This window comes from Paractinoplanes polyasparticus, from assembly GCF_019710575.1.
Lineage (GTDB): Bacteria > Actinomycetota > Actinomycetes > Mycobacteriales > Micromonosporaceae > Actinoplanes > Actinoplanes polyasparticus.
The window spans coordinates 654,787-674,313 of record NZ_JAHWFK010000001.1; the positions used below are offsets into that span (position 1 = coordinate 654,787).

At 69.7% G+C, this 19,527-nt stretch carries 21 protein-coding genes; 14 read left to right on the top strand and 7 right to left on the bottom strand.

The window, feature by feature from the left end:
• The first annotated feature begins 4 nt into the window (after nucleotides 1–4).
• The 4 genes from KXC43_RS03050 to KXC43_RS03065 all read left to right on the top strand — a co-directional run bounded on the left by KXC43_RS03050 (nucleotide 5) and on the right by KXC43_RS03065 (nucleotide 4,359).
• On the top strand, nucleotides 5–877 hold the full coding sequence (locus KXC43_RS03050; protein ID WP_221374300.1) for a class I SAM-dependent methyltransferase: 873 nt from the start codon (nucleotides 5–7) through the stop codon (nucleotides 875–877).
• A 132-nt stretch (nucleotides 878–1,009) separates the two neighbouring features.
• Entirely contained in the window at nucleotides 1,010–1,909 is a 900-nt protein-coding gene (locus tag KXC43_RS03055; RefSeq protein ID WP_221374301.1) for a hypothetical protein, read from the top strand.
• A complete protein-coding gene (locus tag KXC43_RS03060; protein WP_221374302.1) occupies nucleotides 1,906–3,087 on the top strand; it encodes a serine hydrolase domain-containing protein in 1,182 nt (393 codons plus the stop codon). Before KXC43_RS03055 ends, KXC43_RS03060 begins: the two co-directional genes overlap by 4 nt.
• 156 nt (nucleotides 3,088–3,243) lie before the next feature.
• Nucleotides 3,244–4,359 (top strand): alpha/beta fold hydrolase, encoded by a 1,116-nt coding sequence (locus KXC43_RS03065; RefSeq protein ID WP_308128941.1) that lies wholly within the window; start codon nucleotides 3,244–3,246, stop codon nucleotides 4,357–4,359.
• 312 nt (nucleotides 4,360–4,671) lie between these two features.
• Here KXC43_RS03065 and KXC43_RS03070 read toward each other — a convergent pair whose 3' ends face one another.
• Nucleotides 4,672–5,781: an erythromycin esterase family protein gene (locus tag KXC43_RS03070; protein WP_221374303.1), complete on the bottom strand. Its 1,110-nt coding sequence runs from the start codon at nucleotides 5,779–5,781 to the stop codon at nucleotides 4,672–4,674.
• Between the two features lie 107 nt (nucleotides 5,782–5,888).
• Between KXC43_RS03070 and KXC43_RS03075 the strand changes: the two genes are divergently transcribed.
• Nucleotides 5,889–7,121, top strand: coding sequence for an endonuclease/exonuclease/phosphatase family protein (locus tag KXC43_RS03075; protein ID WP_221374304.1), 1,233 nt, complete (start codon nucleotides 5,889–5,891; stop codon nucleotides 7,119–7,121).
• 466 nt (nucleotides 7,122–7,587) lie between these two features.
• Here the strand turns inward: KXC43_RS03075 and KXC43_RS03080 are convergent, their stop codons facing one another.
• A complete protein-coding gene (locus KXC43_RS03080) occupies nucleotides 7,588–7,962 on the bottom strand; it encodes a winged helix-turn-helix transcriptional regulator (protein WP_221374305.1) in 375 nt (124 codons plus the stop codon).
• 74 nt (nucleotides 7,963–8,036) lie between these two features.
• On the opposite strand from KXC43_RS03080, the gene KXC43_RS03085 reads away from it, so the two are divergent.
• Nucleotides 8,037–9,032, top strand: coding sequence for a zinc-binding alcohol dehydrogenase family protein (locus KXC43_RS03085; RefSeq protein ID WP_255643333.1), 996 nt, complete (start codon nucleotides 8,037–8,039; stop codon nucleotides 9,030–9,032).
• A gap of 65 nt (nucleotides 9,033–9,097) precedes the next feature.
• Here KXC43_RS03085 and KXC43_RS03090 read toward each other — a convergent pair whose 3' ends face one another.
• Nucleotides 9,098–9,382, bottom strand: a complete 285-nt coding sequence (locus tag KXC43_RS03090; RefSeq protein WP_221374306.1) for a hypothetical protein — start codon at nucleotides 9,380–9,382, stop codon at nucleotides 9,098–9,100.
• A 192-nt stretch (nucleotides 9,383–9,574) separates the two neighbouring features.
• On the opposite strand from KXC43_RS03090, the gene KXC43_RS03095 reads away from it, so the two are divergent.
• The 4 genes from KXC43_RS03095 (at nucleotide 9,575) to KXC43_RS03110 (ending at nucleotide 12,485) form a co-directional block, all read left to right on the top strand.
• A complete protein-coding gene (locus tag KXC43_RS03095) occupies nucleotides 9,575–9,964 on the top strand; it encodes a hypothetical protein (protein WP_221374307.1) in 390 nt (129 codons plus the stop codon).
• A complete protein-coding gene (locus KXC43_RS03100; protein ID WP_221374308.1) occupies nucleotides 9,958–10,185 on the top strand; it encodes a helix-turn-helix transcriptional regulator in 228 nt (75 codons plus the stop codon). Before KXC43_RS03095 ends, KXC43_RS03100 begins: the two co-directional genes overlap by 7 nt.
• Nucleotides 10,182–11,462, top strand: coding sequence for an NAD(P)-dependent alcohol dehydrogenase (locus tag KXC43_RS03105; protein ID WP_221374309.1), 1,281 nt, complete (start codon nucleotides 10,182–10,184; stop codon nucleotides 11,460–11,462). The genes KXC43_RS03100 and KXC43_RS03105 overlap by 4 nt, the downstream gene beginning before the upstream one ends.
• A gap of 285 nt (nucleotides 11,463–11,747) precedes the next feature.
• Nucleotides 11,748–12,485, top strand: a complete 738-nt coding sequence (locus KXC43_RS03110; protein WP_221374310.1) for a methyltransferase domain-containing protein — start codon at nucleotides 11,748–11,750, stop codon at nucleotides 12,483–12,485.
• 251 nt (nucleotides 12,486–12,736) lie between these two features.
• Here KXC43_RS03110 and KXC43_RS03115 read toward each other — a convergent pair whose 3' ends face one another.
• Nucleotides 12,737–13,312, bottom strand: coding sequence for a GrpB family protein (locus KXC43_RS03115; protein ID WP_221374311.1), 576 nt, complete (start codon nucleotides 13,310–13,312; stop codon nucleotides 12,737–12,739).
• 145 nt (nucleotides 13,313–13,457) lie between these two features.
• Between KXC43_RS03115 and KXC43_RS03120 the strand changes: the two genes are divergently transcribed.
• Entirely contained in the window at nucleotides 13,458–13,604 is a 147-nt protein-coding gene (locus KXC43_RS03120) for a hypothetical protein (RefSeq protein ID WP_221374312.1), read from the top strand.
• Between the two features lie 479 nt (nucleotides 13,605–14,083).
• Here KXC43_RS03120 and KXC43_RS03125 read toward each other — a convergent pair whose 3' ends face one another.
• Complete coding sequence (locus tag KXC43_RS03125) at nucleotides 14,084–14,716, bottom strand: helix-turn-helix transcriptional regulator (RefSeq protein WP_221374313.1); 633 nt, start codon at nucleotides 14,714–14,716, stop codon at nucleotides 14,084–14,086.
• Between the two features lie 81 nt (nucleotides 14,717–14,797).
• Between KXC43_RS03125 and KXC43_RS03130 the strand changes: the two genes are divergently transcribed.
• The gene (locus tag KXC43_RS03130) at nucleotides 14,798–15,820 is read left to right on the top strand and encodes a methyltransferase (protein ID WP_221374742.1); all 1,023 of its coding nucleotides are present in this window, start codon (nucleotides 14,798–14,800) and stop codon (nucleotides 15,818–15,820) included.
• A gap of 81 nt (nucleotides 15,821–15,901) precedes the next feature.
• On the opposite strand, the gene KXC43_RS03135 is transcribed toward KXC43_RS03130, so the two are convergent.
• The gene (locus tag KXC43_RS03135; RefSeq protein ID WP_308128942.1) at nucleotides 15,902–16,618 is read right to left on the bottom strand and encodes an alpha/beta fold hydrolase; all 717 of its coding nucleotides are present in this window, start codon (nucleotides 16,616–16,618) and stop codon (nucleotides 15,902–15,904) included.
• Nucleotides 16,619–16,735: 117 nt separating this feature from the next.
• Between KXC43_RS03135 and KXC43_RS52570 the strand changes: the two genes are divergently transcribed.
• Complete coding sequence (locus tag KXC43_RS52570; protein WP_221374314.1) at nucleotides 16,736–17,995, top strand: SGNH/GDSL hydrolase family protein; 1,260 nt, start codon at nucleotides 16,736–16,738, stop codon at nucleotides 17,993–17,995.
• 95 nt (nucleotides 17,996–18,090) lie between these two features.
• Here KXC43_RS52570 and KXC43_RS03145 read toward each other — a convergent pair whose 3' ends face one another.
• Nucleotides 18,091–18,804 carry an SDR family oxidoreductase gene (locus KXC43_RS03145; RefSeq protein ID WP_221374744.1) on the bottom strand — a complete coding sequence of 238 codons (714 nt, stop codon included), beginning with the start codon at nucleotides 18,802–18,804 and terminating at the stop codon, nucleotides 18,091–18,093.
• A gap of 88 nt (nucleotides 18,805–18,892) precedes the next feature.
• Between KXC43_RS03145 and KXC43_RS03150 the strand changes: the two genes are divergently transcribed.
• The gene (locus KXC43_RS03150) at nucleotides 18,893–19,495 is read left to right on the top strand and encodes a TetR/AcrR family transcriptional regulator (RefSeq protein ID WP_308128943.1); all 603 of its coding nucleotides are present in this window, start codon (nucleotides 18,893–18,895) and stop codon (nucleotides 19,493–19,495) included.
• The last annotated feature ends 32 nt before the right edge of the window (nucleotides 19,496–19,527 follow it).

The window sequence follows — 19,527 nt, forward strand, 5'->3', positions numbered from 1 at the left end:
TCCGATGGGTTCGGACGAGTGGACGCGGTGGCTGCTCACGCGCCGCGACGGCGGCAACGCCGCACTGCGGGCGGAACACGCCACCGCGCTGGAGGTCTTCCGCGACGAGGTGCTCGACCGGGCGGCGCTCGCGCCCACCGACACGGTTCTCGATGTCGGCGCGGGCACCGGCCTGATCGCCTTCGGCGCCCTCGACCGGCTCGGCCCGGACGGGCACGTCATCTTCAGCGACGTCTCGGAGGCGGGACTCGAGGAATGCCGCAACCGGGCCGGCGACGACAAGCGGTGCAGTTTTGTGCACGCGCCGGCCGAGGACCTCGCGGCCGTTCCCGACAACTCCGTCGACGTCGTCACCACCCGCTCGGTGCTCATCTATTGCGAGCGCAAGGCGCAGGCCTTCCAGGAGTTCTTCCGGGTGCTGCGGCCCGGCGGCCGGCTCTCCATCTTCGAGCCGATCAACCGCTTCCTGCTCGAGCACCGCCCGGACAGCCTGTTCGGGCTGCGGGATCCGGAGGTCGCCGATCTGCTGACCAAAGTGGTCGCCGTCTACCGCGACGGGGCGCGGCGCGGCGAGAACCCGATGACCGATTTCGACGAACGTGACCTGCTGCGCTGGGCGGCCGAGGCGGGCTTCGACGGCATCGAGGTCGACTACCGGGCCCAGCTCGACGTGCCGGCCGAGCCGATCGCCGACTGGGCGGCGCTCAAGAACGCCTCGCCCAATCCGCTGGCGCCGACGTACGGCGAGGCGATGCGGACGGCCCTGTCCGAGGCGGAGTGTGAGCGTCTCGACACGCGGATGATGCAACTTGCCCAGTCAGGCACCCCTACGCGGCGTACGCTCGCCACCGCGTACCTCCGCGCTCTGCACCCCTGACGAGCTGGGAAAATCCACGGAGCGCAATCGATCAATCACAGATTGTGCGTGCTAAATGCCCGAAGGCCTAGCCTGCGAGTACTACGCACGTGCGCACTTGAAGGTCCGAGGATTCCGACAACAATCACCTGCATGACGTACGGCAAGAAGGATCTGCCCTACCCGTACTGCGCGGACTTCTCGGGGATCGTGACCCGCGTCAAGGGAGTGCGCGAGTCGACCCGTGCCGCCCTGGTCAACTCGCTCAAGGTGGCGTCGTACCTGAAGGCCGGCGCCAACCTGATCGAGCGCAATCTCGGCGCGCAGCGGCCCGCCACCGCCACCGGCGACGGCCGCAAGCAGTACTGGTCGGGCCTGAGCTTCCTGACCGAACGTGCGCTCTCGGCCGAGGTCGAAGAGCTGGAGCTGCCGTTCCTGCGGCAGAAGGGCGCCGGCCCCTACCGGTCGACCTGGGCCAGCCACGACGACTACCTCAACGACCTGCTCGCGTTCATGCTGCACGCCATCAACTACGACCCGCAGTACGGGGCCGACGTCGAGACGCGTGGCGACTGGCTGGCCACCGACGAGAGCTTCGTCGACGCGGTCGACCGGTCCAGCTACCACGAGCTGATGGCGCTGTGCCGCATGCCGCTGTTCAAGCTGCAACTGATCATGGTGGCGACGGCGCACCGCAACGACGGCATCCGCAACTCGATCGCCAACAACTACGCGGGCGCGCTCGAGCCGTGGATGAAGATCTACGAGGAGACGATCGCCGCGCGCGGCTACCGGCTGCGCCCCGGCATCACGATCCAGGAGTTCAGCAATCTGCTGGCCGCGGTCACCGAGGGTCTGGCCGTGCGGCATCTGGGCGACCCGACGGTGGACATCGCCGACCACGGCCCCACCGAGAACCTGGTCGGCAAGGGCGTGCTCGGCCTGATGGCCGCGTACCTGGAACCCGTCGACGAGCCGTCCGGCCTGACCTTGCGCGAGCTGTTCGAACGGGCGGCGAACAACAATGTGAACAACAACGGGGGACCGACATGACAAGTACCACGGAGAGGCCCGCCGGAAACCGGGAGCCCTCCTGGTGGGACAAGCAGGGCGATCTGATCATGCGCCGGCCGTTCAACGAGTGGACGTTCACTCACATGAACTGGCTGATGCCGACGGAACGCGTCGCCAGTGGGGGCACCGCGATCCCCCTGCCGGTCGACATCCAGCCGCTTCCCCCGACGTACCGGTTCGACGGCCGCGACCACACGCTGGCCGACCTGCACCGCCACACCCACACCACCGCGTTCGTCGTGCTGCACCGGGGCACGATCGTGCACGAGACCTACCCCGGCGCCTTCACCGGGCCGCGCTCCCGCATGCAGCTGTTCTCGGTGTCGAAGTCCGTCATGTCGATCCTGTTCGGCATCGCGCTGCACGACGGCGCCATCGGCAGCGAGAAGGACCGGATCACCGACTACCGGCCCGACTTCCTCGGTACGGCGTACGAGGAGAACACGATCGCCGAACTGCTCGACATGACGAGCGGCGTGGGCGACCTGGAGACCTGGGACGTCTCCGACAGCGGCATCAAACGCTTCGAGCAAGCCGTGATGGGAGGTGGCGACATCGCCGACGTGGTCCGCGCGGCAACGCGGACCGCGCCGGCCGGTGAGCGCTTCAACTACTCAACCTTCGACACGCAGATTCTCGGCTGGATCCTCGAGGCGGCCACGGGCCAGAGCCTGGCGGCGTACGCCTCGGAGCGCCTCTGGCAGAAGCTGGGCTGCGAACGCGACGCGTACTACTGGCTCACCCGCGGCCGGCCCCGCACGGCGATCGGCGCCGGCTCGCTCAACGCGACCGCCCGCGACGTCGCCCGCGTCGGCCTGCTCATGGCCGGTGACGGCGTCTTCAACGGCGAACGCATCGTGCCCAGCGAGTGGGTGCGCCGCAGCCGGGGCGACGACCGCCCGCATCTCGCGGTGGGCGCGCTCGGCCCCAGCGGCTACCCCCACTACGGGTACGGCAACCAGTGGTGGACCCTCGGCCCGGAGTGCTACAACGCCTTCACCGGCCTCGGCGTCCACGGCCAGTACCTGTTCGTCGATCCGACGGCCGAGGTCGTCATCGTGAAATGCAGCGCGTGGCCCACGCAGGACGACGAGCGCCGCGACGCCGAGACCGTCGCCGCCCTCCGCCGCGTGGCCGACCACTTCGCCACGCGCTAGCTCCCCCTTACCGACCGGTCGCACCACGTTGCCCGGACCTGGCCCTGCGCGGCCAGGTCCGGCCGGTTTTTGAACCCCTCGCACGGTGTTCGCGCCGCCCGCCCGGGTGGCGCGAACGATTCTGCCTGTGCTCTTTCCCTTCGAAAGGAAACATCGGTGAACCCTGCCCTGAGAAGAAACGTTCTCGCGTCCATTCTGATTGTTCTGCTCGCCGTTTCGGCCACGCTCGTGCCCGGTAAGCCGGCCCGCGCCGCCGTATTGGCGGGAGCCGTTCTCACCAGCGCCGCAGCGGCCCTTCCGGCCGAATTGGCGCCGCTCGCGAACGGCAAACGCGTTTCGTATGTCTCGTCCAATGTGAGCGGCCTGCCCATTACCGCCACCGGCCTGATTCTGACCCCGAAGACAAACAAGAAGAACCGTACGGTCGTGTGGGGACACGGCACGACCGGGCTGGCCGACCAGTGCGCGCCCTCGGCGAGCCAGGCCGTCTTCTGGCCCGAGGCGAGGGCCGCGATCGCTGTGCTGCTGCAGCGCGGCTGGACGGTCGCCGCGCCCGACTATCCCGGCCTCGGCACCCTGCAGGCCCACCCGTACCTGGTCGGCGCGAGCGCCGGGCGCTCGATGATCGACAGCGTCAAGGCGGCCCGCAACCTCGACAGCGCGCTCAGCACCCAGTACGTGATCGACGGCCACTCGCAGGGTGGGCAGGGCGCGCTGTTCGCCAACGAGCTCGCGCCCTCGTACGACGGCGCGCTAACCCTGCGCGGCGTCTCGTCGATCGCCCCCGTCTCCAACGCCGACCTGTTCGCGCCGCTGATCCCCGGCACGCCGGCGCAGGGCTACCTGGTGATGGCCCTGTTCGGGCTGCAGGCGGTGGACCCGACGGTCAACCCGAACACCCTGCTGGCGGCGCCCGCCCGGCAGCGCACCGGGGTGCTGCAGAGCGGCTGCCTGAACGAGATCCTCGCCGCGTACGAGTCCCTGACCGCCTCGGAACTGCTGGTCGGCGGCGCCCTGCCGCCGTCGGTCATCACCAAGCTGTCCCGCTACGCCAACCCGGCGCAGAAGGCCCCGAGCGCCCCGATCCTGCTCATCCAGGGCACGGCCGACGAGGCGGTCCCGTACGTGATCACCGCCGGCCCGCTGCTGACCCAGCTCACCGCGTACAACCAGCCGGTGCAGTTCGTCGAGCTCGAAGGCGCCACCCACGACGGCGCGGTCTTCCAGAGCACGACGCTGGTGGCCGACTGGATCGCCGGCCGCTTCACCTGAGGCCCGATCCTCGGCGGCGCGTCCCGTCACGGCGCTCCACCTTCGGCGCGTCCCGTCAGGGCGCTCCACCCGCGGCGCGTCCCGTCAGGGCGCTCCACCTTCGGCGCGTCCCGTCAGGGCGCTCCACCCGCGACGCGTCCCGTCAGGGCGCTCCACCCGCGACGCCTCTCGTCGGAACCGCTCCACCCGCGACGCCTCTCGTCGGAACCGCTCCACCTGCGACGCCTCTCGTCGGGGCCGCTCCACCCGCGACGCCTCTCGTCGGGGCCGCTCCACCTGGGGCCCGACCGCCTGCGGCGCGTGCCGTCGCGGCTAGGGACGGCCGCCTGACCAGATCGCCTGCTCCGTCGGCGTGCTGACCGGCACGCAGGCCACCAGGTCGAAGGCCTCGGCGACGGGTTGCTCGGCGTACGTGTCGAGCAGTCTGATCTTGTCGGCGCCGAACCGGCTCGGGTCGGCGATGGTGACCCGTCCACTCGCCATCGCCGCCTCGATGCTCCCCGCGACCGGCGGCTCGAGCCCGACCTCCACCGTCTCCGCCATCGCGGGGGCGTCGGGCGCGAGCCGCCGAGTCGCCACCCGGCCGCCCTCGCAGGTCACGCCGATCGCCACGTAGTCGTCGCCGAGCATCGCCGACAGGTGGGCGCCGAGCACGTCGAACGCGGGGTGCCGGCGCTGGATGTGCGAGTTGGCGGCGGCGATGATCACCCGGCCCGGCGTCCGCTCGAGGATCCATTCGGCCGTGCGGGCCATCGCGCCGTCGCGGATGTTCAGGCCCGCGTACCCGGGCGAGCCCTCGACGGCGGCGGCCTGCGCCCGCAGCATCTGGTCGAGCAGGATGACGAGGCGCAACTCGTGGCGGGCGACGGGGTCGGCCGGTCCGGGCGTCGCGTCGAGGCGCGCGCTCGCCTCGGCCAGGGCCAGCGTCAGCGCGTCACGGTCGATGAGCGCCATTTCCCGGTACGCCGAGAAGGCCGGAATCGTGTAGGCCGACGCGAACTTGGCCACCTGGCGCCGTACCTGGGAAAGGGTCTCCCGCGGCGCACCCGGGAGCCGGTCGAGATGATCGAGCGCGGGCCCGGGCGAGCCCAGATCGCCGGGCAGGTCGAGACCCCAGTAGTCGATACCCCGCTGCTTCATCAGGTGGAGCAGGTCGCGCATCTCGGCCGACCGCCCGAACCGGTACGTCATGCCGTCCGCGGGCGGATCGCCCTCGCCGCCGCGCATCCACTCGCGCACGGCCAGCCCTTCGCTGAACCCGGACTCGAACGCGACCGTCGCGAACCCGAAACGCTCGTGCAGAAAGCCGATCAGCTGCTTCCGGAGCACGTGGTACTCACGCACGAAGTGGGCCGACTCCCCGATGGCGACGACTCGGGCGTTGCCGATGCGCTCGGCCAGGGGTTCGAAGTCGATCTGCATGGGGTCCGACCTTAGGGCCTGGCGCCGGTGTCCACAGGATGAACTATCCACGTCGGAGGCCGTGACGGCGTGGCGTGTCATCGGCCGGTCCGGTAGACACAGGGAACATGAGGCGACTTCTTCTTGGTGCGGCGCTGGCCTCGGCCATGGTGCTGGGTTACGCCGCTCCGGTTTCTGCACATGAGCGCTCGCTGCGGGTGGCGACGTACAACCTTTCGCTCAACCGGCCGTCCGCCGGGCTGCTGCGCGAGCATCTGGCCAACCCCGCTGTGGACGACGTCTACCGGCGGCAGGCGCGCAACGTCGCCGAGGTGATCCAGCGGGCGCACCCCGACGTGGTGCTGCTCAACGAGTTCGACTACGACCCCGAGGCGGCGCGGCTGTTCGAGCGCAACTTCCTGGCGGTGTCACAGAACGGAGCCCGGGCGCAGCGCTACCCGTACCGGTATGTGGCGCCGTCGAACACGGGCGTGTCGTCCGGGCTCGACCTGAACAACAACGGCGTGGCCGACACGACGCCGGGCGACCAGGCGTACGGCGACGACTCGTACGGCTTCGGCCTCTTCCCCGGCCAGTACGGCATGGTCGTGTACTCGAAGTACCCGATCGACACCCAGGCTGTCCGAACGTTCCAGCTCTTCAAGTGGAAGGACATGCCCGGCAACCTGCTGCCGGCCGACTTCTACACGCCGGCCGCACAGGCCGTGCTGCGCCTGTCGTCGAAGAGCCACTGGGACGTCCCCATCCGGGTCGGCCGCCGCACGCTGCACTTCCTGGTCTCGCACCCCACTCCCCCGACGTTCGACGGCCCCGAGGACCGCAACGGCCGCCGCAACCACGACGAGATCCGCTTCTGGGCCGACTACGTGACCCCCGGCAAGCGCTCGGCCTACATCTACGACGACAGGGGCCACCGCGGCGGCCTACGCCCCGGCCAGCCGTTCGTGATCGCCGGCGACCAGAACGCCGACCCGAACGACGGCGACTCCTACGACGACGCCATCGACCAGCTGCTGACCCACCCCCTGATCAACGCCCGCACCACCCCGTTCAGCCACGGCGCGGCCGAGGCGGCCACCCTGCAGGGCGGAGCGAACGCCACGCACGTGGGCAACCCGAGCTACGACACGGCCGACTTCGCCGACACCGCCCCCGGCAACCTCCGAGCCGACTATGTGCTGCCGCGAGCCGGCATGAAGGTGACCGCCTCCGGCGTCTTCTGGCCCGTACAGGCAGACCCGCTGTCCCGTCTGAGCGGCGTCTTCGACCCGGTGTGGTCCCCGGTGAACGGCTTCCCCACCTCCGACCACCGCCTCGTCTGGCTCGACCTCAAGCGCTGACCAACTCCACACCCCGGCCGCCGCCTCAGACCGGCGGCCGGGCCTGACCGGCAGCCACCGTTCTCTCGAACGCCCGGTTCCCGCGACCACCCACCCGCGCGATGCCGTCGACACGTGCCCGAACGCCCCCACAACTTCAAAAGCCACCCGAAACGGCTCGAGGGGGCCCCGCCCACCCCAGCACGGGGCCACCAGCACAAGCGGATTGAATTCCATCAGTGCCGGCACCGATGCCATCGGCCCGAGGCACTCGAAGTCGGCGACCGCTCACCCCACACAGGGCAGCCAACCGAGCACCAGCGCACTCGAAGTCGGCGACCGCTCACCCACACAGGGCAGCCAACCGAGCACCAGCGCACTCGAGCCATCAGCGACACCGGCACCGGCGCTGGCAGCCCGGGGCATTCGAAGTCGGTGGCCACTCACCCCCACAGCGCAACCAACCAGGCGCGTCGCACTCGGGCCCTCAGCGCGCGCCGGTCTTGGCGCCGGCAGCCGGGAAGCGCTCGATGTTGGCGACCACCCATTCGCGCAGGGCGGCCAGTGGGGCGCAGGCGTCCCTGCCGAGGGCGGTCAACGAGTATTCGACGTGCAGCGGGACGCTCGGGAAGACCGTGCGGTCGACGAGACCCTGCTCCTCGAGCCGGCGCAGTGTGGCGGTGAGCACCTTGGGACTGATGCCATCGAGCCGTTCCCGCAACACGCCGAAGCGATGCGGCCCGTTCTCGAGCGCGCCCAGCGCGAGGGCGCTCCACTTGTTGGCCAGCAGATCGAGCACCTGGCGGCAGGGGCAGGAACCGTCGTAGACGTCGTGCTTTCGGTCGCAACTGGTCGTGTGCACGCCGCGATCGTAGTACCCAAAGGGAACTAACAGCCATTGCGGGTAACTGGGGCGACCGGAATACCGTCCAGCTCATGACCGATCTGATGCGCGCGGTGGGCTACCGCAAGAACCTGCCGATCTCCGACCCGTCCGCCCTGCTCGACCTGGAGGTGCCGGTGCCCACGCCCGGCGAACACGACCTTCAGGTACGGGTGGAGGCGGTCTCGGTCAACCCGGTTGACGTGAAGGTGCGAGCCGGGTCCGATCCCGGTGGCGAGCCCCGGATCCTCGGCTTCGACGCCGCCGGCGTCGTTGAACGGGTCGGCCCGTCGGTCACGCTCTTCCAGCCCGGCGACGAGGTCTGGTACGCCGGCTCCATCGCCCGCCCCGGCACGAACTCGCAGCTCCATCTCGTCGACGAACGGATCGCGGCCCGCAAGCCTGCCTCGCTCGACTTCGCGGCCGCCGCAGCCCTGCCGCTGACCGCGCTGACCGCTTGGGAATCCCTGTTCGACCGCCTCCGTCTGACCGCCGACAGTACCGGCCGCCTGCTGGTGCTGGGCGCTGCCGGCGGAGTGGGAGCGGTGCTGGTCCAGATGGCGCGCCGCCTGACGAACGTAGAGGTCATCGGCACGGCGTCCCGTCCCGAGTCCCGCCAGTACGTGCTCGACCGCGGAGCCCACTCCGTGGTCGACCACCACGGCGACCTGCCCGCCCAGCTACCCGACGGCGTCGACTACGTCTTCAGCCCTCACTCGGCCGGCATGGTCGACACGTTCGCCCAGATCATCCGTCCGTACGGCGCGGTGGTCGCCATCGACGAACCCGCCGGCCTCGACCTGGTAGCCCTGAAGTCCAAGAGCATCGCCTGGCACTGGGAGCTGATGTTCACCCGTCCCCTGTACCACCCGACCAGCCTCGCCCAGCACGAGATCCTGACCCAGGTGGCCACCCTGGTCGACAAGGACGTCCTCCAATCAACGTTGACTGTACATATTGACGGAATCAATGCAGTCAACATGAAGCGTGCACACGAGTCCCAGGAGACAGGCCGCGCAATCGGCAAAACAGTCCTGACCGGTTTCTAGTCCGGACGACGGCCCAGCCCCCGGACGGGCCCGCGCTGAGGAGCGGAACCCTATTGGCCGCTGGTTCACAGTTGACAGCGGCCTGTTTGACGATTCGCTTCATCGGCCGCAGCCAGCACGGCGTGGCCTCCCGCACCGTCGCACCCCAGCAGCGACAGCGGCAGCACCCGAGCAAGCGGAACCGGCCGCACTCGAGGAAGCGGAACCGGCAGCACCCGAGGAAGCGGCTCCGGCAGCGGCTCCGGCTCCGGCTCCGGCAGCGGCAGCGGCAGCAGCTCCGGCAGCAGCTCCGGCAGCAGCTCCGGCAGCAGCTCCGGCAGCAGCTGCGGCAGCGGCTGAGCCGCCGACACGCCGCAAGCTCACCTCGACGCTCTCCTCACATTTCCCCCGGTACGCGCGCCCCGCACCTGACCGGCCGCACCCACGCGCCTCCCACCCTGGGCTACGCCGTGCCATGTCGTGCCACCCGCGGAACTGAGGTGCAGCTGAGAGTCATGTAAAAGAAGTTTGACCTCGTGTCGGTCTTTCTTTACCTTGAGGGCATGACTAGTGAGGAGCGACGGGCCTGGAGCCTGGCCGTGACCAGTCTGATCGCCTACGTGGTCTACCTTGTCGTGCTGCTGAGCGGGGCGGCGTATGTGCCGGCGCTGCTGTGGACGGTCGGTGGAGCGATCGTCGTGAACATCGCGGTTGACATCTCGTTCGGGCGCGGGCACAAGTCCGACCAGCGCGACCGGGAGATCGGGCGTTTCGGTGACCACATCGGCCAGTCGCTGGTGGTTGCGGGCGCGGTGGCGGCGATGCTGCTGGCACTGTTCGAGGCCCGCTACTTCTGGATCGCCAATGTCATCTACCTGGCATTCGTACTCTCCGCGATCCTCGGCTCCACGGCCAAGATCTTCGCCTACCGCCGGGGCTTCCACCCGTGGTGAAGCCGACCAGCATCACCAATGAGATCCGGGCATTGCGCTTCGCCGCGGGCGAGATGACGCAGGCCGAGCTGGCCGAGCGCATCGGCGTCACCCGCCAGACCGTGATCGCCATCGAGCAGGGCCGTTACTCGCCGTCGCTGGAGACGGCGTTCCGCATTGCGCGGGTCTTCGGAGTCGGCCTGGACGACGTCTTTCAATACCCAGCGGAGGAGCCATCGTGAGAGCCATAGTCCGCGACATCTACGGCGACGCCGACGTCCTGCACCTGGCCGACATGCCGAAACCCACGATCAAACCCCAAGAGGTTCTGGTACGCGTCCACGCCGCCGGCGTAGACCGCGGCGCCTGGCACGCCATGACCGGCCTGCCGCTCATCGCCCGCCTCGGCTTCGGCCTGCGCCGCCCTCGCAACCGCATCCCCGGCCTCGACCTGGCCGGAGTGGTGGAAGCCGTAGGCGCCGAGGTCACCGACTTCAAGCCGGGCGACGAGGTCTTCGGCGAGGGCTCGAGCAGCTGGGCCGAGTACGCCCGGGCCAAGCCCCACCGCCTGCTGCACAAACCACCCCACCTGACGTTCCCCCAGGCCGCCGTGATCCCCACGTCAGGCGCAACCGCCTTGCACATGCTGCTGTTACCCACAGCCCTCGGCTCCAGCTCACCGTCATCCACAGCCGCCGGCCCCCGCTCACCCTCGTCCACAACTCACGGCCCCGACTCACCGTCACCCACAACTCACGGCCCCGACTCACCGTCACCCACAACCCACGGCCCCGACTCACCGTCATCCACAGCCCACGGGTCCGGCTCGCCGTCATCCACAGGGCCCGGGTCACCGTCATCCACAGTCCACGGACTCGGTTCGGCGTCACGCGTGCCCCAGCCTCCCGGCTCCACCCCGCCCAGCGCCAACGATCACGACTCGTCCTCGTCCGAAGCTGAAGAGCCGGGAGTCGGCCCTTGGGCGGTCGGTGGAACAGCGTCCGCCGGTTCCGGGCGTGAAGTTCTGGTGATCGGCGCCGGTGGCGGGGTGGGGTCGTTCGCGGTCCTGCTGGCCAAGGCGAACGGCGACGTGGTGACCGCGGTGTGCAGCACGGGCAAGGTCGAGGCCGTCCGCGGCTTCGGCGCCGCCCGCGTCATCGACTACACGCGGGAACCGTTGACAGGCTCCTACGATCTCATCGTGGACATCGCCGGGAACCGGTCCCTGTCGCAGCTGCGCGGCCTGCTCAAACCGCGTGGTGTCCTGAGCATCGCGGGCGGTGAGCAGGGTGGCCGGTTCTTCGGTGGGCTGGAGCGGAACTTGAAGGCGTTGTCCGTCTCGCCGTTCTTGAAGCAGACGTTGCGCGCCCCCATCGTGATCGCCAAGCGCGACGACCTGGCCGCGCTGACCTCGATCCGATCACCGCTGCAACGCACCTATCCACTGGAAGAGGCAAGCAACGCCATGCACAGCCTGGCCACGGGGCAGATAGCCGGGAAGGTGGCCTTGACGCTGTAGGCGGCGGGCCGGAATCAGCATCGGTGCGTTTCGACGCCGACCCGGCAGCGTCGCGCTCGCAGACCGGCAGCGTCGCGCTCACAGACCGGCAGCGTCGCGCTGGCGGGCCATTGGCGCCGACGTCGACCTGCACCAGCAACCGCGCACGCAGCTACGACAACACCGAGGCTCGACAGGCGCAGTGTTGTCGCCAACCGGGATGCAGGCGCTGCCGGAGTCGAAGGCTCCGCGATTCCTCCACAGGATCGACACCACATGGCGCCGGAAAGCTGATGAGGTCTGTGGATGACCGACCAGATCGCGTACATGGATGTCGCAGCGGCCACCGACGTGGGGATGTCGTACAAGCGGCGGCTGCTCGAGTTACTGGGGATCAGGCCTGGGCAGACCGCGGCGGATATCGGCTGCGGGCCCGGTACGGACCTCGGGGCGCTGGTGGAGGCGGTGGGTGACGACGGGCGGGTGATCGGCGTCGACCGGGATCCCGGGATGGTCGACGAGGCGCGGCGAAGGCACCCCGGCGCTGACATTCGTCAAGGGGATCTGCACGCGCTGCCGCTGGCCGACCACAGTGTTGACTGCGTCAAGGTTGACCGTGTGATTCAACATGTTGACGACCCACAGGCGGCGGTTGCGGAAGCACGGCGGGCGTTACGCCCGGGCGGCCTGTTCGCGATGGCGGAACCCGACTGGGACACCCTCGCCGTCGCAGACGAGGATGTGGAAACCAGCCGCGCCTTTGCCCGCTTCAACGGCCGCCGCGTGCGCAACCCGACGATCGGCCGCGAACTCGTGCGTCTGTGCACCATCGCGGGTTTCCACATCCGGACGGTTGAGCCTGTCCCCATCCTGTTCCGCGACTTCGCCACAGCCAGCCACATCCTCGGCCTGGAACGAAACTCGGTCCGGGCTGTGGACAACGGCGACATCGCTCCGGCGGCGGCGCAGGCCTGGCTGAAGAGGCTCGAGACCGGTCCGCTCGTCGCCGGCTTCACCTTGTACCTGGTCGTAGCCGAGGCCTGACCGCCAATGCCGGCGGCAAGCCTGTCGTAGGGCCGTCCACGACCAGGCCGCGGACAGAGTGGCGCTGCTGTCTTCCCCTGATCGTTGAGCGAAGACGGCAGCGCCCACCGGATGGCACAGTCGAGACGAAAGTTCCGGCGATCGGACCAAGAACGGCAATGCACCGCCGACAGTCATCGCAGCAGGATCCGCCAGGACGACGGCGGGATCCGCTGGCTGAGTGATGGCGGCACCGCTTGTGCGGGATTTGATCAGGCGGCGAAGATGCGGGCGAAGATCTGGTCGATGACGTCGCTCTTGGCCATCGTGTAGTCCGGGGACTGCTCTTCGGCCAGGCGGCGCTTGGTGTCGGCGTACAGGTCGCGGTCTTCGGGATGGGCGCGTAGCCAGTCGCGGAAGAGGCGGTGGCGGATCGGCTCGGCGGCGTCGTGCGGCCACACGTGCAGGTGGATGTCTTCGTCGCCGCCGATCAGCATGCGGTGGCCGTGCCACCAGGGCTCTCGGAGCAGAAGCCGGTAGCCGAGTGGTTCCAGTGCGGGGACGTAGCGGGCCTCGTCGGCGGAGTCGTGCACCAGCAGGTCAACGTCGATGACCGGCTTGGCGGGCAGACCGGGCACCGACGTCGACCCGACATGTTCGATCGCCAGCACCCGGGAGCCCAGCGCGGACTCGATCCCGGCGCGGACCTCGGCATACCGGTCGACCCAGGCCGGGTCGTAGTCCTCGATGGCCACCGGGGACAACCAGCGCTTGGGCGTCACGCCCACGAGACCGGGCTTGCTGTCGCCGACGAAACGATTCCTGACCTCGGGTGGGTAGTCGGGCATGGCGTACCTCCGGAAATAGGGAAGTCGGCCAGATTAACCACGCCCGGAGGGCGCTGGGAACCGATTAAGACCATCGATCCTTGCTCGGCGGATCGGACATTCCCCTGACCGCCGCTGACGACGAGCGCTCAGGACGTGAGCGTCCATGACCGGCATCGCGGCTGCGCTGACCTTTGTCTGGCTCGGCATGATCATTGCCATCTCGTTCCTGGAAGCTCCGCTGAAGTTCCGCGCGCCCGGCGTGATGCTCTACATCGGACTCTGGCGGGCCGGCCGTTGTTCCGCGCCCTGAACGGCGCTGAGGACGCGTTGGGGGTCGGCGTCGGCGCGTTAGCCGTGGCGGGGCGGCCGGGCATTGCGGCCGGAATTGCGGTCTGTGTTGCGCCGGCGCTGCTGCTGGTTCAGCTTCTGGCTGTCCGTCCCCGGCTGAGAGCCGGCACACGGCCCGGGTGCTGGACGGCGAGCAGGGCCCGCGCTCCCACGCTCACGTGGCCTACGTCGTCGTCGAGGTCGCCGCCCTCATCACCTCAGGCGCCCTGCTGACGGCCGCCTGACCGCACCACACTGACGCGACCGCGTGAGGAAAGCCGGCCCGATCGCACAGGAACGGGCGGCCCGGCAACAAGGAGGAACAGGCCGGCCCGACCCCACGAGGAAAGGCCGGCCCGACTGCACAAGAACAGACCGGGGCCGATCGCACAAGAGCATGCCAGTCGGCGGCGCGAGAAAGGCGGCTCGGCACGTACGAAACCTCTGACACGAGGGAGAGCGTCAGCCCGAAGAAGCCCGGCGCGAAGGCCGGTAGGCCACCTGGCACCGGTACGGCGAGGCGAACGGGATCAGCTCGGTGACCTCGAGCGCGGCCCCGGCCCGCTCGACGGCGCCCTGCATGAAGCCGAGATGCAGCCCGCAGGTGACCCGGTTGTGTGGTTCCACCACATCGAGGAACGGGCAGTTGCGCAAAGAGATCTCGCCGTGGCCAGGCTCGGGCTCGAAGCCGAGCTCGGCGAGCATCCGGGTCAGCCACGCGACGCTCTGGGCGGTGGTCATCGGCCGCTCCGGCGGCACAGTGGAACGGGCACCCCAGCGCCGCCCGATCTCGGCGGCGGTCGCGGACGGGTCGGGGGTCTCGGCCAGCTCGGCGGTCAGGATGTCGGCGAGGAAGCGGTAGTTGCGCGGGCCGGCCGGATCCATGCCTCGGTGGGCGCGGTACTTCAGAGGGGGCCGGCCCGGGCCGTTCGGCTGGGTCTCGACCAGTTCCGCCTGTCCGGTCCCGGTCAGCGCTTCGAGGTGGAATCGGGCGGTGTTGACGTGCACGCTCAGGCGGCGGGCGATCTCGCCGATGCTCAGCGGCTCGCCGGACTCCTGCAGCGTCCGCAGGACGTCGAGCCGGCGGCCGCTCACGACACACACCGGACGCGCATGGCGGCATTTCAACTCAGCCGGCCTTGTATAAATTCCAGGTATGATCATCGATCCATGAGCATGCCGACACCGACGCCTCTGATGGGGCTGGTCACCGGGTTCTGGAGTTTCAAGACGTTCGCCGCGGCGGTGGAGCTCGAGCTCTTCACCAAGCTGTCCGGCGGGCGGACGATCACGGTCGCCGCGGCCGAGGGAGAGCTGGGGCTGCCCGACCGGCCGGCCGATCTGCTGCTCACGGCGTGCGCTTCCCTCGGGTTGCTGGAGCGGCACGGCGACGGCTACCGCAACACCGAATTGGCCGAGGAGTTCCTGGTCAAGGGCAAGCCGTACTACTTCGGCGGCCAGGTCACCTACTGCGACGAGCGCACCTATCTGCCCTGGCACCGGGTCGGCGAGGCCCTGCGCACCGACCGGCCGCTCACCTGGGATCCGGCCACGCAGGAGTCCATGTTCGACACGGCCGACCCGCAGATGCTGCAGAGTTTCTGGGGCGCGATGTACTCGACGTCGATCTTCACCGCCAAGGCGCTCGGGCGGCACGTCGACCTCAGCGGCAGCACCCGGCTGCTCGACGTGGGCGGCGGCTCGGGGGCGTACGCGATCGAACTGTGCCGTTCGCTGCCCGGCCTCAGCGCCACCGTTTTCGACCTGCCCCACGTCTGCGAGATCGCCGCCGCCAACGTCGCCGAGGCGGGGCTGGGCGACCGCATCGCCACCACGGCCGGCGACTTCCTCACCGGCGACGGCCTCCCCGGCGGACATGACGTCGTGCTCTTCAGCATGATCCTGCACGACTGGGACGAGCCGACCAATCAGCGGCTACTTTCTCACGCGTACGAGGCCCTGGCGCCCGGCGGCCGTGTCGTGATCTCGGAGTTGCTGCTCAACGCCGACCGTACGGGCCCCGCCGCAGCCGCCCTCATGGGCATGAACATGCTGATCGAGACCGAGGGCGGCCGCAACTACTCCGACGCCGAGTACGCCGCGTGGCTGGCCGCCGCCGGCTTCACCGACATCAACACCGTCCATTTCGACGCCCCGGGCGCGAACGGCGCGGTGATCGGCGTCAAGCCGCACGGCTGAGCGGACGACGACGCGCCGACCTCGACGAGGCGGATCGACCGGTGAACGGCCTCGAACCAACGGATCGACCGGTGAACGGCGTCAGACAAGCGGCCTGAGCGGCGGCGTACTGAGCAGGGCGAGCAGCGCGCCCGGATCTTCGACGTGGGCGTTGTGACCCAGTCCGGGCAGCGCCACCGGCGCGCTCGAAGCCGGCACCATCCGGTCGTGTTCGCCCCGCGCGAGCACGACCGGCACCGGCGAGGCCGCAACCAGCACGTCGACCTGCGGGTCACCGATCCCGAAGGCCCGCTGGTCGAAGGCCGGTCGCCAGCCGTCGCCGGTCTCGACGACCGCCGCGTCGGGCGCCTCGAACATCAGGCCCTCGAGCCCGGCCACCCGAAGGTGCCGCTGTGCCGCCTCGGCCCGGGTCGTGTAGGTGGGCGCCGGCCGCTGCGCCATCGCGGCCGCCTTGGCCAGTTCCTCGTCCGACCAGGCCGACTTGATGCCCAGCCCCGCCACCGCGAGCACCCCGGGGCGCCCGGCGAGGTGCAGTCCGACCACGCCGCCGAAGGAGTGCCCCACGATCACCGTCCCGCGCGGGTCGATCAGGCTCGACACTGCGGAGGCGACGCCCGCGAACGAGTACGACGGCAGCGGGGACGATCCCCCGTGCCCCGGCAGATCCGGAGCCACCCAGGACGCGTCCCCGAGCAGCCCGGTCAGGCCGTGCCAGACGTCGGCGGTCGCCCCGAGGCCGTGCAGCAACAGGTAGGTGGGCGACGACTCGCCGCCGCGCAGCACACGCAGATCGGTCACCCCGTCAGCATGCCGTACCGGCGCCTGAGATCCGCGTCACGCGTACACCGTACTGTCAGGAACCTCCCAGCTCACCGGTAACGGGAAGGAGTGATCGCACCCAGTACCGTGGTCGCGGTGAAATGGACCAGGAAGACGACGCTAGCGATCTCGGCAGCCCTCGTGGTCCTCGTGGTGGCAGCGGTCGTGTTCGTGCGGCGCGACTCGTCGCGAGAGACAGCCGGCGCCGGCCCCACGCCCGGCACGAACAGCCGGCCCAGCCAGTCGGCGACGCCGGGCGAGACGCCGTGGACGGGCACCTGGGCGGTGGCCGTCCAGAACGGCGGGCGCGGTTTCGAGCAGCAGACCGTACGCCAGGTGGTCCGCACGAGTGTCGGCGGTGACACCGTACGGATCAGGCTCTCGAACGAGTTCGGCAGCGACCCGCTGACCGTCAGCGCCGTGTATCTCGCCAACCACCTGCGCACCAGCACGGTCGACGCGAAGACCAACGCGCACGTGACCTTCGACGGCGGCGACTCGGTGACCATCGAGGCCGGCCAGACCAAGGTCAGCGACCCGGTCCGGTTCACCCTGCCGGCGGGCGGCGACGTGGCGGTCAGCGCCTACGTCCCCGAGCGCATCGGCTCGGTCACCCAGCACACGTTCGCCAACCGCAACAATTATGTCGTCGCGGGCAACCAGAGCACCAAGGGCTCGCTGAGCGGCGTCCAGACGTTCGACAACTACGCGTTCCTGGCCGGCATCGACGTGCAGAATCCCGACGCGGCGGGCGCGGTCGTCACGCTCGGCGCCTCGATCACCGACGGCTTCGACTCGACCTTCAACGAGAACCGGCGCTGGCCCGACCAACTGGCCCGGCGGCTGGTCACGGCGGGTCAGCCGGTCGGCGTGCTGAACGCCGGCATCAGCGGCAACATGCTCCTGGGGGACGGCGCCGGGCAGAGCGCAGTCGACCGCTTCGACCGGGACGTTCTCGGTCAGACCGGGGTCAAGTGGGTCATCGTGTCGGATGCTGCGATCAACGACCTCGGCGGCGACAACCCGCCCAGCGGCGACGAGCTGATCGCCGGAATGCAGCAGCTGATCCAGCGCAGCCACGACGCGGGCATCAAGATCTTCTGCGCGACCCTCACGCCGTACGAGGGCGCGGGCTACTGGAACGCCGAGGGCGAGGCCGGGCGGGACGCGGTGAACGACTTCATCAAGGCCGACGGCAGCGGCTGCGACGCGGTGATCGACTTCGACACGGCCACGCACAACCCGGACGCCCCGACCCGCTACAACAGCCGCTACGACACCGGCGACCACCTCCACCCGAACGACGCCGGAATGGAGGCGCTCGCCGCCGCCGTGGATCTGAAGCTGTTCGCCTGATCGGAGCCCCGGCGCGGCCGAGCCGAACCAGCCCCGCAGCCCGCCGGCGCGCCCGAGCCGAACCAAGCCGGATCGCAGCCAAACCGCGGCTGAGGTCAGGCGGCGCCGCCGTTGGCGTACAGGGTCTGGCCGTTGATCCAGCGGCCGTCCGGGCCGGCCAGGAACGAGACGCTGCGGGCGATGTCGTCCGGCGTGCCGAGGCGCCCGAACGGGTTGGCCGCGGCCACCCGGTCGATCAACTCCTGCGGCTTGCCGTCGAGGAAGAGCGGCGTCTCGGTCGGCCCGGGCGCCACGGCGTTGACCGTGATGTCGCGGCCGCGCAGCTCGCGGGCCAGGATCAGGGTCATGGCCTCGACGGCGCCCTTGGTGGCCGCGTACGCCGCGTACGTCGGCTGCTGCAGCCGGACCACCGACGTCGAGACGTTGACGAGCGCTCCCCCGCTGCGCAGCCGGCGCGCGGCCAGCTGTGAGACCACGAATGTGCCGCGGATGTTGGTGCGCATCATGCGGTCGAAGTCGTCGAGCTTCATCTCGGTCACCGGGGCCAGCAGCATGATGCCGGCCGGGTTGACGACCACGTCGACACCGCCGAAGCGCTCCTCGGCCGCGTCGAACATCGAGGTCATGGCCTGCTCGTCGGCCACGTCACCGCCGTACGCGAAAGCCTGGCCGCCGTCCGCCGTGATCTTGGCGACGACCTCCTCGGCGGCCGCCTGGTTGGCCGCGTAGTGCACGACCACGGCCAGACCGTCAGCCGCGAGACGCTCGGCCACCGCCCGGCCGATGCCGCCCGAACCGCCGGTGACGATCGCAAACCCTGCTCATAGTGACCATCCCTCACATTTTGTAGACAAGCTGTCCATTTAAAAGTAGACGCCTTGTCCATATACTGCAAGGGTGAGTGACCTGCAGAACGGGCTCCGGCGCGGCCGCGGCCGCCGTCCCGCCGAGGCCGTCCGCGCCGCCGCCCTGACCGCGGCCGGCGAGATGCTGTTCGAGAGCGGCCTGGCCGGCCTGACCTTCGACAAGATCGCGCAGCGGGCCGGCGTCAGCAAGATGACCCTGTACAAGTGGTGGCCCTCCCCCGGCGCGCTGGCCTTCGAGGCCTACTCGGCGGCCGTCGAGCACCGGCTGGCCTTCGAGGACACCGGCGACATCGAGCGCGACCTGCGCAGTCAGCTGCATTCCTTCGTACGCCTGCTGACCGCCGACCGCGGCGGCCCGGTGATCGCCGCCCTGGTCGGCGCTGCCCAGCACGACCCCGACCTGGCCGCCGTGCTGGCCGAGCAGTACACCGTCCCGCGACGCACCCTGGCCGTGGAACGCCTGCGCCGGGCCCAGCAGGCCGGCCAGATCGCCCCCGACGTCGACCTTCAGGTGATCATCGATCAGCTCTGGGGCGCCTGCTACCACCGCCTCCTGATGCCGGCCGAGCCCCTGACGCTCCCTTTCGTCGATGCCCTGCTGCGCAACCTGCTGCGCGGCATCACTCAGAAATAGAGCGCGCAGCGCCGACCCGGCGGCTGCCACGT